General features: G+C 72.9%; 9 protein-coding genes. 4 read left to right on the top strand and 5 right to left on the bottom strand.

Features of this window, described 5'->3' with window-relative positions:
- The first annotated feature begins 1 nt into the window (after position 1).
- From ACH4K1_RS22650 to ACH4K1_RS22640, 3 genes are all read left to right on the top strand, one after another.
- Positions 2-895, top strand: a complete 894-nt coding sequence (locus tag ACH4K1_RS22650) for a hypothetical protein (protein ID WP_398091086.1) — start codon at positions 2-4, stop codon at positions 893-895.
- A 64-nt stretch (positions 896-959) separates the two neighbouring features.
- On the top strand, positions 960-1,178 hold the full coding sequence (locus ACH4K1_RS22645; protein ID WP_398091085.1) for a Trm112 family protein: 219 nt from the start codon (positions 960-962) through the stop codon (positions 1,176-1,178).
- The gene (locus ACH4K1_RS22640; protein ID WP_398091084.1) at positions 1,175-1,945 is read left to right on the top strand and encodes an FkbM family methyltransferase; all 771 of its coding nucleotides are present in this window, start codon (positions 1,175-1,177) and stop codon (positions 1,943-1,945) included. Before ACH4K1_RS22645 ends, ACH4K1_RS22640 begins: the two co-directional genes overlap by 4 nt.
- A 50-nt stretch (positions 1,946-1,995) precedes the next feature.
- Here ACH4K1_RS22640 and ACH4K1_RS22635 read toward each other — a convergent pair whose 3' ends face one another.
- Together ACH4K1_RS22635 and ACH4K1_RS22630 are read right to left on the bottom strand one after the other, a co-directional pair.
- The gene (locus tag ACH4K1_RS22635) at positions 1,996-3,864 is read right to left on the bottom strand and encodes a protein kinase (RefSeq protein ID WP_398091083.1); all 1,869 of its coding nucleotides are present in this window, start codon (positions 3,862-3,864) and stop codon (positions 1,996-1,998) included.
- Between the two features lie 187 nt (positions 3,865-4,051).
- The gene (locus tag ACH4K1_RS22630; RefSeq protein WP_398091082.1) at positions 4,052-4,696 is read right to left on the bottom strand and encodes a DUF1345 domain-containing protein; all 645 of its coding nucleotides are present in this window, start codon (positions 4,694-4,696) and stop codon (positions 4,052-4,054) included.
- 256 nt (positions 4,697-4,952) lie between these two features.
- Between ACH4K1_RS22630 and ACH4K1_RS22625 the strand changes: the two genes are divergently transcribed.
- On the top strand, positions 4,953-7,295 hold the full coding sequence (locus tag ACH4K1_RS22625) for an FdhF/YdeP family oxidoreductase (protein WP_398091081.1): 2,343 nt from the start codon (positions 4,953-4,955) through the stop codon (positions 7,293-7,295).
- Positions 7,296-7,362: 67 nt separating this feature from the next.
- Here the strand turns inward: ACH4K1_RS22625 and ACH4K1_RS22620 are convergent, their stop codons facing one another.
- From ACH4K1_RS22620 to ACH4K1_RS22610, 3 genes are all read right to left on the bottom strand, one after another.
- Complete coding sequence (locus ACH4K1_RS22620; protein WP_398091080.1) at positions 7,363-9,933, bottom strand: ATP-dependent Clp protease ATP-binding subunit; 2,571 nt, start codon at positions 9,931-9,933, stop codon at positions 7,363-7,365.
- Positions 9,934-10,085: 152 nt separating this feature from the next.
- Positions 10,086-11,822, bottom strand: a complete 1,737-nt coding sequence (locus ACH4K1_RS22615) for an acyl-CoA dehydrogenase family protein (RefSeq protein ID WP_398091079.1) — start codon at positions 11,820-11,822, stop codon at positions 10,086-10,088.
- Positions 11,823-11,910: 88 nt separating this feature from the next.
- Positions 11,911-12,480 (bottom strand): PadR family transcriptional regulator, encoded by a 570-nt coding sequence (locus ACH4K1_RS22610; protein ID WP_398091078.1) that lies wholly within the window; start codon positions 12,478-12,480, stop codon positions 11,911-11,913.
- Positions 12,481-12,545 lie beyond the last annotated feature (65 nt).

Raw genomic sequence — 12,545 nt, 5'->3', positions numbered from 1 at the left:
CGTGTGGTGGGGTGTGGGCGCGGCGCTGGTCGCCAACGCGCTGTACAGCGTGGGGTTCGTGGTGGAGAAACGGGCCCTGGGCTCCCTGCCCGCGCTGTCGGCCGGCCGGCCGCTGCAGGTTATCCGGGTCCTGGCGACCAGTCCGCTGTGGATCGTCGGCGCGCTGGCGCTGGCGGCCGGGTTCGGGGCGCAGCTGGTGGTCTACCGGGCGCTGCCGATCGCGGCGGCGCAGGGCATCTTCGTCTCCGGTCTGGTGCTGCTCCTGCTGCTGTCCTCGGCGGTGCTGGGCGAGGAGTCCACGGGCCGGGAACGCTATGCGCTCGGCGGGGTCCTGGTCGCGCTGCTGATGGTGGTGGCCTCGGTGCGCGAGGGCGAGGACGTGGTGAGCGGCGGCGCGCCGTGGACGCTGGTGCTCCTGGTCTGCGTACCGGCGCTGGCGGCGGGCGTCTGGCTGTACGTACGGGTGGAGGGCCGGGCGGCCAGACGGCACCGGACCCCGACCAGCGGCATCGGGTACGGGGTGGCGGTGGGCCTGCTCTACGGGGTCAGCTCGCTGGCCGTCAAGGGCACCTCCAGCCGGCTGGGCGGCGCCGATCCGGTCGGGGTGGCGCTGTCGCTGCTGGCCTCCCCCTACCCCTACCTGCTGCTGTTCACCGCGGTGGCCGGTCTCGTCATGTCCCAGACGGCGCTGCAACGCTGCCGGGCCTCCCTCATCGTGCCGGTGTGCACGACGGTGACCTGCCTGTTCACCGCGGTCCTCGGGACGCTCGCGTTCGGCGAGTCGCTGCCCGAGGACCCGCTGCTGCTGGCGCTGCGGGTGGGCGGCACGGCGCTCGCGCTCTCCGTCCTGCTGGCCATGCCGCGCCACGACCCGCCGCCCGCCGCCTCCCCCTGACCGCCGCCCCGACCCCGTCTTCCGTCCCTCACGACACCGTCCCCCACCCCACCAGGAGCCTTCGATGAACCCCGACGACCCCCTGCTCGCCCTGCTGGCCTGTCCGCTCGACAAGGGCCCGCTGTCCCTGCTGCCCGAAGGTGAGGCGCTGTACAACCCCCGGCTGCGGCTGAGCTACCCGATCGTGGACGGTATTCCGCAGCTGCTGCCCTCCTCGGGGCGGAAGGTCTCGGCCGACGACCACGAGAGCCTGCTCACCCGGATCGAGGGCTCGGCCACGTGACCACGTTCGCCTCGGCTGTGGCGTCCCGGCTGCCCGGGCGCCTCGTCGGCTCGGCCGCCGTCGCCCTGTATCCGCGCTTCGAGCCCGAGCTGCGGCGGCTCGCGGACTTCTGCCCGCCGCACGGCGTCGCCCTCGACATCGGGGGCTGGTACGGGCCCTGGTCGCGGCGGCTGGCCGCCCGCTGCGAGCGGGTGGTGACCGTCGAGCCGGTGCCGCATCTGGCCGAGCACCTGCGGCGGACCCTCCCGGCGAACGCCCGGGTGGTCCAGGGGGCGGCGAGCGACCGGGAGGGCACGGCGCGGTTGTGGTTCCCGGCGGGCGACCGGGGCGACCGGGGGGTCTCCTCGCTGGCCCGCCGCGCCCTCCACGCGCACTGCCTGGAGGTGCCGTCGATCACCGTCGACGGCCTGGGGCTGCGCGGGGTCGGCTTCGTGAAGATGGACGTCGACGGGGGCGAGCGGGCGGCGCTGCTCGGCGCGGCGGAGCTGCTGCGCACCGACCGGCCGGCGGTGCTCGTCGAGTTGGAGAGCCGGCTCGGCCCGGTCGCGCCCGCCGTCGAGCTGCTGACCGGCCAGGGGTACGCGGGCTGGCTCCTGACGGGCCGGCGCTGGGTTCCGCTCGACGGGTTCGACCTGGTGGCCCATCAGGCACGGACCGAGCACCTGGTGCACCGGGGCCTGCTGCGCCGGGCGTTCGTCCCGCACCGCGAGCGGTACCTCAACTCGGTGCTCTTCCTGCCGGACGGCCGGACGCCGGGCGCGGCCTGAGAGCCCGGGCCGGGGCGGATCCGCCCCGGCCCGGGCCGCCCGGCGGGCCGTCAGTCCTGCCGGGCCTCCTCGGCGTTGCGCCAGATCGTCAGGTCGACGGTGATGTAGCGGCTGGGGTCGTCGGCGCCGGACTTGCCGCGGTAGGTCAGCACGGCGATGTGGCCGGCCTTGCTGAGCACACAGACCTGCGACCCGGGCGTGAGCTGGTCGAGACCGACCTTCTCGGTGTAGCGGGTCTCCTCGCGGCAGAGCTTCAGCGAGCCCTCCTGGGAGTTCTTCAGGACGACGAGCTTCCCGGTGGCGGTGCCCACCTCCTCGTCGCCGAAGACGGAGTCCCGGTAGAAGTAGAAATCCCCGTCGTCGTACCTGACGTCGCTGTCCTCGTCCTTCGTCGGGCGGGGCGGGTTGTCGGCGAACAGCAGCTCGTAGCCGGCCGTCACGTCGATGCCCTTGTACGAGACGGGCCGGGGGTCGACCGGCTTCGTGCGGGCCTTGTCCGCCGAACCGTCGCCGCGTGAACCGCTGCCGGAGGACGCGGTGGTGCGGTCGCCCGTGCGGGAGGTGTCGGAATCGTCCGGCACCAGGGCCCCGATGACGCCGAGGACGACCAGCGCGCCGACGACCGAAGCGGCGACGACCAGCCCCGGCCGCTTGCGGGGCGGCGCGGCGGGCTGGAACCCCCCGGGCCCGCCCCAGCCGGGCTGCTGGAAGCCGGGCTGGGCGAATCCCTGCCGGCCCGGCTGGGCGAACCCCGGCTGGAGGTGGGGCTGTGGGGTGGAGTAGCCCTGGGGGAGGGCGTTCTGCTGCCAGTGACCGGGCGGCACGGCCCCCGGCACGCCCGGAACCCCGGGGGCCCCGGGGAGTCCCGGCGCGCCCGGACCGGTCCGGGTGGGGGCGGCCGCCATGGCGTGGCCGGTCGGGGCGGGCGGGTGGGCCGGCCCCTGGGGCCCCGGGGAGAACTGCGTGGGCGTGGGGGCCGGCGGGGCGGCGGGCGGCGGGGTGGGGGCGGGCGCGGGGAGCCGGTGCCGTTCGGTGATGGCGCCCGCGACCGCCTGCGGGAGCCAGTCCTCGCCCTGGCGCAGCGGTTCGGGCGAGACCTCGTGGCACATCCGGATGACGTCGGCCGGCGGGGGGCGGTCGGCGGGGTCGCGGCTGAGGCAGCGGGTGACCAGGGTGCGGAGTTCGGCGGGCAGCCGGCTGAGGTCGGGGTCCTCGTGCACGATCCGGTAGAGGACGGCGTGCGAGGGGCCGTCGCCGAACGCGGGCGCGCCGATCGCGGCGTAGGCGGCGATCTGCCCGAGGGCGAAGACGTCCGTGGCCGGGGTGACGGCGCCGACCGCCGCCTGTTCCGGCGCCATGAACGCCGGGGTGCCGACGCTGACACCGGTGCCGGTCAGGGCGGTCGAGTCGGCGGCGCGGGCGATGCCGAAGTCGATCACGCGCGGTCCGTCCGAGGCCAGCAGGACGTTGGCGGGCTTCAGGTCGCGGTGGACGATGCCGGCGCCGTGGATGACGGTGAGCGCCTCGGCAACCCCGACGGTCAGCAGCAGTACGCTGCGCAGCGGCAGCGCGCCGTGCCGGGCGACCGCGTGCGCGAGCGAGGGGCCGGGCACGTAGGCGGTGGCCAGCCACGGCTGCGGGCCCTCGGTGTCCGAGTCGATGACCGGCGCGGTGTACAGCCCCTGCACCCGCTGCGCGGACCGCACCTCCTGCTGGAAGCGCCGCCGGAACTCGGGGTCCTCGCTGAACTCCGGCCGGATCACCTTGATCGCGAGAGGCCGGCCGCCCGGGGTGTACGAGAGGTAGACCTTGCCCATGCCGCCCGCGCCCAGCACGGCGGCGAGCCGGTAGCCGCCCACCACCGCCGGATCGTCGGCCTTGAGCGGCTGGAACGGATCGCTCGAAGACGCGCTGCTCATGGAAACCATCCCCCTGGTCACGGCAGTCCGGAGCCGCACGCGCCCCGAAGATCAGACGAGAGCGTACCGAAAGCCCGGAGCGGACCGGGGACCGGCCGCGTCGAAGGCGTACCGCGCGGGCGGGCCGGCCTCGCGGGGACCGGCCCGCCGGCGGAGGTGCTGAGGGGCCTTCGCGGCAACGGGCGGCTCAACCGGTGACGATGCCGGCGATCAGGTTGATCGTGGTGGCCAGGATGGTGGCGCCGAACACGTAGGACATCAGACAGTGCCGGAGGGCGACCGCGCGGATCTCGGAGGTGGAGACGTCGGTGTCGGAGACCTGGTAGGTCATGCCCAGGTTGTAGCTGAAGTAGAGGAAGTCGATGTAGCGCGGCGGTTCCTCCGTGTTGAAGTCGATCCCGCCGCCGGGCGCCCGGTAGTAGATGTACGCGTAACGGGCGGCGTACATCAGATGGAGGGCCGCCCAGGACATGAACACGCCGCAGAGGGCCAGGGCGGCCACCGCGTGGCTCAGGTCGGTGTGGCCGACCAGGAGCAGCACGACGATGCCGACCAGACCGGAGAGGGCGGCCGTGACGACGACGAGCTCCTCGGCGACGGGGCGGAACTCCTCGCGCCGGGCGTTGGCCCGGGTGGCGGCGGCGTCCATCGGCCACAGGACGAGCCAGCCCGCGACGACGAAGAGGGTGTCCGTGGCCGCGATGCCGACGTGGAGGCCGAGGGGGGCGTTGCCGACCAGGACGCCTGCCAGCACCCCGGCGGCGGCCCCGGCCAGCACGGAGCCGGTGAGCCGGGGGACGGCGGGGAGCAGGAACCGGCGGTAGGTGCTCATGGGGCCTCCCGGGGCGGCCCGGCGAAAGTCTGAACCGTGTTCCGCGGCGGGTTCCCCGGGGCCGGGGCCGGGCCCTGCCAGCGTAGGCGCGGGCGCTCCGGGCCGCAGTCCGGCAGGGGCGGGGAGGGGCCGCGGGTACGAGCCGCGCGACGACTGGCAGCCGGGAATCACCCGGCATAGCCTGCCGAAAGAGCCCGTTTCGCCCCATCATGCCCCTCGGGTCCGCCGTCCCCACCGGTGAAAGGGTGGAAGTGCCGTGAGCACCGACAACGCAACGCAGGAGCCCCAAGAGCCGCAGGAACCGCAGGGGCCCGTCGAGTCCCGGACGGGGCCCGCTCCCGGCGCCGCCCCGCGGGTCCGCCCCTACCGTCACCCCGCCGCGGGCTGGGGAGCGGCCAAGAGCGTCGCCCGCGTCCTGGTGGAGGAGCGCGAGCCGGTGGACGGCCCGCGGGCCGTCATGCGGATGAACCACGAGGACGGCGGGTTCGACTGCCCGGGGTGCGCGTGGCCGGACGACACCAAGGGCCTGCGCCTGGACATCTGCGAGAACGGCATCAAACACGTCACCTGGGAGATGACCCGCAAGCGCGTGGACCGCGCGTTCTTCGCCGCGCACTCGGTGACCGAGCTGGCCGGGTGGAGCGACCACGACCTGGAGGACCAGGGCCGGCTGACCGAGCCGATGGTGTACGACCCGGCGTCCGACCACTACGCCCCGATCAGCTGGAAGGACGCCTTCGAGATGGTCGGAGCCGCCCTGCGCGGGCTCGACGACCCGAACCGCGCGGCGTTCTACACCTCCGGCCGGCTGGGCAACGAGGCCACCTTCCTCTACCAGTTGATGGCCCGGGAGCTGGGCACGAACAACCTGCCGGACTGCTCCAACATGTGCCACGAGGCCAGCGGGCGCGCCCTCCAGGATTCCCTCGGCACGGGGAAGGGGACGGTCGACCTCAAGGACTGGGAGTCCGCCGACGCCCTGTTCATCCTCGGGGTCAACGCCGCCTCGAACGCGCCCCGGATGCTCACCGCGCTCGCCGCGGCCGAACGCCGCGGCGCGCAGATCGTGCACGTGAACCCGCTGGTGGAGGCGGCCGCCACCCGCACCATCGTGCCGCACGATTTCCTGGACATGGCCCTGTTCAGGTCCACGCGGACCAGCACGTTCAACCTCCAGCCGCGCATCGGCGGCGACATGGCGCTGCTGCGCGGCATGGCCAAGGCGGTCCTGGAGCAGTCGGCGAGCGACCCCAGGGCGGTGGACACCCCGTTCATCGACCGGCACACCACCGGGTTCGAGGAGTACCGGGCGGTGTGCGAGGCCACCCCGTGGGAGGAGCTGGAGCACCAGTCCGGCGTGAGCCGCGCCGACATCCTCAAGGCGGCGCGGGTGTACACGGAGGCCGACCGCTCCATCGTGAGCTGGTGCCTGGGCCTCACCCAGCACGAGCACGGCGTCGACACGGTCCGCGAGATCGTCAACCTCCTGCTGCTGCGCGGCAACATCGGGCGGGAGGGGGCCGGCCCCTCCCCCGTGCGCGGGCACAGCAACGTCCAGGGCAACCGCACCTGCGGTGTCGACCACCACCCCTCCGAGGCGTTCCTGGACCGGCTCGCCGACGCCTGCGGGATCGACCCGCCCCGCGAACACGGGCTGGACACCGTCCGCACGATCCAGGCGATGCGGGACGGCCGGGTGAAGGTGTTCGTCGCCATGGGCGGCAACTTCGCGCTCGCCGCGCCCGACACCCCGGCCACGTACGCGGCGCTGCGCTCGTGCGACCTCACCGTGCAGGTGAGCACCAAGCTGAACCGCAGCCACGTCGTGCACGGCCGGGCGGCGCTCATCCTGCCGTGCCTGGGCCGCACGGAGAAGGACCACCAGCGCAAGGGGGTCCAGAGCACGTCCGTCGAGGACTCGATGAGCATGGTCCACCTCTCCGTCGGGATGAAGCGGCCGGCCTCCCCGCACCTGCTGTCCGAACCGGCCATCGTCGCCGGGATGGCGCGCGCCGCCCTGCCGGACAGCAGGACGCCGTGGGACTGGTACATCGAGGACTACGACCGCATCCGGGACACGATGGCCCTGGCGCTGGACGGTTTCGAGGACTTCAACCGCCGGGTCCGGCTGCCCCTGGGCTTCCGGATCAAGCAGCCCGCCCGCGAACTGGTCTTCCTGACCCCGTCCGGGCGCGCCGAGTTCTCCTCGGCCGCCCTGCCCGACGTCGTGCCCGAGCCCGGCACCCTGGCGCTGGGCACCATGCGGTCGCACGACCAGTGGAACACCACGATCTACTCGGACGACGACCGCTACCGGGGCGTCAAGAACCTGCGCACGCTGGTCTTCATGAACCGGGCCGACATGCGCGAGCGCGGCATCGCGGACATGGGCCCGGTCGACATCACCAGCACGGCGAAGGACGGCAGCCACCGGTATCTGAAGGGCTACACGGCCGTTCCGTACGACATTCCGCGCGGCTGCGCGGCCGGTTACATGCCGGAGATGAACGTGCTGTGCGCGCTGGGCGACTACAGCACCCAGAGCGACCAGCCGATCATGAAACACGTGAAGGTGACGATCGTCCCGGCAGCGGCCTGAGCGGACACGCGACGGCGGGCCCGGGGCTTTACCGAGCCCCGGGCCCGCCGCTCCGTTCCTGTACGGCTCAGCCGGTCGCCTCGGTGCTGCCCGTCGCCCGCCCGCCGCTCTCCGCCGTCTCCTGCCCGCCCCCGGGCCCGGAGGCCTCCGGGGCGGCCCCGCCCTTGCGGACCGAGCAATGCAGCGTGTCCTTCTCCACGTCCGCGACGATCGTGTCCCCCGGGTCGGCTTCGCCGCTCAGGAGCAGGGAGGCGACGCGGTTGTCCAATTCCGTCTGGATCGTGCGGCGCAGCGGACGGGCGCCGAACTCGGGCTGGTGGCCGTGGGCGACCAGGAGCTTCTTCGCCGCCTCGGTGACCTCCAGCGTCATGCCCTGGGCGTGGACGCGGTGCTTGCTGCGGTCCAGCAGGTGGTCCACGATCGTGGACAGGTCGTCCTCGGTGAGGCTGTGGAAGACGATGATGTCGTCGATGCGGTTGAGGAACTCGGGCAGGAACCGGCCGCGCAGCTCCTCCATCAGCTCGTCCTTGAGTTCGGCGGCGTCGCCCTGGTGGGCGAGGATGCGGTGGGCGCCGATGTTGGACGTCATGATGACGACGCAGTGGCGGAAGTCGACGGTGCGGCCCTGCCCGTCCGTGAGCCGGCCGTCGTCGAGGATCTGCAGGAGCGTGTTGAAGACGTCCGGGTGCGCCTTCTCGACCTCGTCGAACAGGACCACGCTGTAGGGGTTGCGCCGCACCTTCTCGGTGAGCTGGCCCGCCTCGTCGTAGCCGACGTAGCCGGGAGGCGCTCCGACGAGCCGTGCGACCGTGTGCTTCTCCTGGAACTCGCTCATGTCGAAGCGGATCATGCGGTCGTCCGCGCCGAACAGCAGCTCGGCCAGCGTCTTGGCCAGCTCCGTCTTGCCGACGCCGGTCGGACCGAGGAAGAGGAACGAGCCGACCGGCCGGTCCGGGTCTCCCATGCCCGCACGGTTGCGCCGTACGGCTTCGGAGACGGCGGTGACCGCCTCGTCCTGGCCGACGATCCGGGCGTGCATCTCCTCCTCCAGCCTCAGGAGCTTCTCCTTCTCGCCGGCGGTGAGCTGGGAGACCGGGATGCCGGTGCGGCGGGAGACGATGTCGGCGATGTCGGAGGAGGTGACCGACACGACGCCCTCGCGGCGCTCCTCGATCCCCGCCAGCTCCCCCTCCACCTCGGCGATCTGCCGCTTCAGCGCGGACGCCTTCTCGAACTCCTCGCCGGCGACGGCCTCGTCCTTCTCGCGGCGCAGCTTGGCGAGGCGGTCCTCGCGGCTGACGACCTCGGTGGAGCGGTTGGCGCTCCGCAGCCGTACCCGGGCCCCGGCCTGGTCCATCAGGTCGATGGCCTTGTCGGGGAGGAAGCGGTCGCTGATGTAGCGGTCGGACAGCTCGGCCGCCGCCGTCAGCGCCCCGTCGGCGAAGCGGACCTGGTGGTGGGCCTCGTAGGCGTCCCGCAGCCCTTCGAGGATCTGCACGGTCTCCTCGACGGTCGGCTCCGGGACCAGGACGGGCTGGAAGCGGCGTTCCAGGGCGGCGTCCTTCTCGATGTGCTTGCGGTACTCGTCGATCGTCGTCGCGCCGACGACGTGCAGTTCGCCGCGGGCGAGGGCGGGCTTGAGCATGTTGCCCGCGTCCATCGAGCCCTCGCCGGTGGCGCCCGCGCCGACGACGGTGTGGAGTTCGTCGATGAAGAGGATGATCTCCCCTTCGGCCTTCTGCACGTCCTCGATGACCTTCTTGAGGCGTTCCTCGAACTGGCCCCGGTACTGGGCGCCGGCCACCATGCCGGAGAGGTCGAGGGAGACGACCCGCTTGTCCTTGAGGGTGTCGGGGACCTCGCCGGCGACGATGCTCTGCGCGAGGCCCTCCACGATGGCGGTCTTGCCGACGCCCGGTTCGCCGATGAGGACGGGGTTGTTCTTGGAGCGCCGCGAGAGGATCTCGATGGTCTGCTCGATCTCCTCGGCCCGCCCGACCACCGGGTCCAGCTTCCCCGCCTTCGCCTCTTCCGTCAGGTCCCGGCCGAACTCGTCCAGGGTGGTCGACGGCTGCTTCCCGCCGCCGGACGCGCCGTCCGGGCCGGCCGCCCGGTCGGCGCCCCGGAGCCTGTCCACGCCCAGGTCGTCCGAGCCGAGGAAGCGGCCGGCCCCGGAGTCCGCGTCGTCGATGAGCGCGCCCAGGATGTGCTCGGGTCCGATGTAGGACACCCCCGCCGCCTGCGAACGGGCGTAGGCGGCGGTGAGGGTCCGCTTCGCCGCCGGGGTGAGGCCGGGTTCGGCGGACGGTTCGGCGGACTCGCGGGGCAGCACCTGGTCGAGCCGGTCCGCCAGCGCGTCGGGATCGACCCCGGCCCGGGACAGCAGGCCGCGCGAGGGTTCGACCTGGGTCGCGGCCCACAGCAGGTGCTCGGTGTCGAGGTCCGCCGTGCCGTCCTGGGCCGCTCTGCTCGTGGCCCGCCCCAGCAGCTCGTGGGAGGACTCCGTCAGCAGCCGCCCGATCGGAACCCGCTGCACGGCGGGGGGCGACGACGCGGGCGACATCCCGAAGAACCGGTTCAGCAGGTCGCTGAACGGATCGGACGGACCGAGGGGCGAAGAACCGAACGCCATCGACATGCCAGCTCCAGGGAAAAGGGCGGGGACAGGGCCTCTCTCACTGAAACGCGATGTCCACCACCCCGCAAACGGAGGTCCCGCCCCGGCGGGCCCGGCTCGCCCGGAGCCGGACCCGCTCCCTCCGGCCCGTCGCGCACCGGCCGGCGGTGAGGCTACGGCGCCGTCTCGTACGTCCCCGACAGCGCTTCGACGCGCTCCCAGATCCGGGTCGAACGGGCGGCGTCGACGACGGGACGGCGGACCGCGCCGAGCGCCCACTCCTGCTGGGCCGCGGTGGCGGAGTCCTTGCCGTGCAGTTCGACGGCGTGGGCGGAGAAGTCGCGTACGAGGACGGCGAAGAGCTCGTCGAGCAGCTCCTCGTCCAGGCCGGTCAGGCGGGCCTGCTCCAGGATCAGCTGGCCGTGGACGACCAGGGCGAACAGCTGGCCCACGGCGAGGAGGAGGTCGAGGTCGCGGCTCTGCTCCTCGCCGGGGGCGGCGGTCTCCACGAAGGTGCACAGGGCGTCGGCCTGCTCCCGGAAGCGGGCGACGTTCGGCACCGCGGCGTACGCGTCGAACGCGGTGCGCCAGTCGTGGAAGCGTACGGAGCCGAGGCCGCGCGCCGGGCCCTGCCGGAAGAGGAACGCGTCGTCGGCCGCGTCGAGGCGGGTGGGGACGGGCGGGTAGTCGACCGGGTCCAGGAGGTGGTTCCGCATGAACTTGAGGATCAGCGCGAGGTTCACGTGGACCGTGCCCTCCAGCTTGGGAAGCCCGCGGATCTCGACGGCGGCCTGGGCGAAGTAGTTGTCCTTCTCGAAGCCCTTGGCGGCGATGACGTCCCACATGAGGTCGATGACCTTCTCGCCCTCGGTGGTCACCTTCATCTTCGTCATCGGGTTGAAGAGCAGGTAGCGGCGGTCGTCGGGGCCGGCGGAGCGGAAGTAGTCGACGGCCCGGTCGCTGAACAGCTTCATCCCGACGAGCCGGACGTAGGCGTCGGTCAGCTCGCGGCGCACGTGCGGGAACGCGGTGACGGGACGGCCGTAGAGGATGCGGTTGCTCGCGTGGGTGACGGCCTCGTACATCGCGTGCTCGCAGATGCCGATGGAGGCGGTGCAGAGGTTGAACTTGCCGACGTTGACGGTGTTGAGCGCGGCGTCGAAGGCGGCGCGGCCCGTGTGCAGGACGTCGGCGGGGGCCACCGGGTAGTCCTCCAGCCGGAACTCGCTGACGAACTTGGAGGAGTCGACGACGTTCTTCACCAGGTGGTACGCCTCGTGGCGGCTGTCGGCCGCGAAGAAGACGTACCCCTCCGGCCCCTCGACGTCGGTGCGGCGCCCGAAGACGGAGACGAGTCCGGCGGCGTTGCCGTTGCCGATGTAGTACTTGGAGCCCGTCGCCCGGAAGCCGCCGGGCACGTCGCCGTCCGGTTCCAGCAGCATGTCGGTGGAGTAGATGTCCGCGCCGTGGGCCTTCTCGGAGAGGCCGAAGGCGAACACCTCGCCCTGGGCCAGGAGTTCGGCCGCCCGGTCGCGGGCGGCGGTGTTGTCGCTCTGCCAGACCGGGCCGAGGCCGAGGATGGTCACCTGCCAGGCGTACCAGTAGTCGAGTCCGTAGAACCCGAAGATCTCGTTGAGGGCGGCGATGCGGGCCGTGTCCCAGCGCCGGTCGCCTCCGCCGTCGGGGGCGGCGGAGGCGGGGGTGAGGAAGGTGGCGAACAGGCCCTCCGCCGCCGCGAAGTCGAGGAAGTCGCCCAGCCAGGCGCGGGAGCGGTAGTCCTCGATGAGCCGTCGCTTGCCGCGCGCCTCGAACCAGTCGACGGTGGCGCGCAGCAGCCTGCGGGTCTCCGGGTCGAAGTGGTGGGGGTCGTAGGTGCGCGGGTTGAACAGGAGGGAGGTGGACTCGGCCATGAGGTCGCCTTCCGGGGAGGGTGAGGGGGTCGTGGGTGGTACGGGGGGCGGCTGACCACCGGTGCCGAGGGCTCGGCGGGGCCGCCGGTCAGGCGCCGGGCTCCGGCGGCGGCGCGAGCCGGTGGAGCGTGGCGAGCACGTCGTCGAGCCAGGCGATCGTCATGCGCTCGTAGGCGATGCCGCCGCGCAGGACGACGTGCTGGAGCTCCTGGCCCGGGGTCGGGGGTGCGGGGGCGTCGGGGCCGGTGAAGTCGCGCCGCTCCCCGGCGAGGTAGTGCGCGAGCCGCTCCCGGTGCGCCCGGTGGTGGCGCTCGACCTCGTGGATCAGAGCGGCCGGGTCGTCGAAGGCCGCGCCCCTGATCTTCACGGCGAGGTCGTGCCGCAGGCTCTCCGGCTCGATCGGCTTGTGCAGCCACGCGGCGAGGGCGGCGCGGCCGGGGCCGGTGACGGAGTACTCCTTCTTGTCCGGCCGCCCCTGCTGCTCCACCTCGCGTACGAGCAGGAGGCCGTCGGCCACCATCCGTCCGAGCACGCGGTAGATCTGCTGGTGGGTGGCGGTCCAGAAGTGTCCGATGGACCTCTCGAACCGCCGGGCCAGCTCATAGCCGGAGCCGGGACGCTCCAGCAGGGAGACGAGGATCGCGTGGTCGAGGGCCATGCCGCGATCTTTGTATGCAACTCGTTGCATAGGCAAGGCGTGGCGGCCCGGTGAGACGCGGCTCA

It is taken from the genome of Streptomyces sp. NPDC017448 (assembly GCF_044330565.1).
Classification (GTDB): Bacteria; Actinomycetota; Actinomycetes; order Streptomycetales; family Streptomycetaceae; genus Streptomyces.
This window is presented reverse-complemented; position numbering and strand designations above follow the sequence as displayed.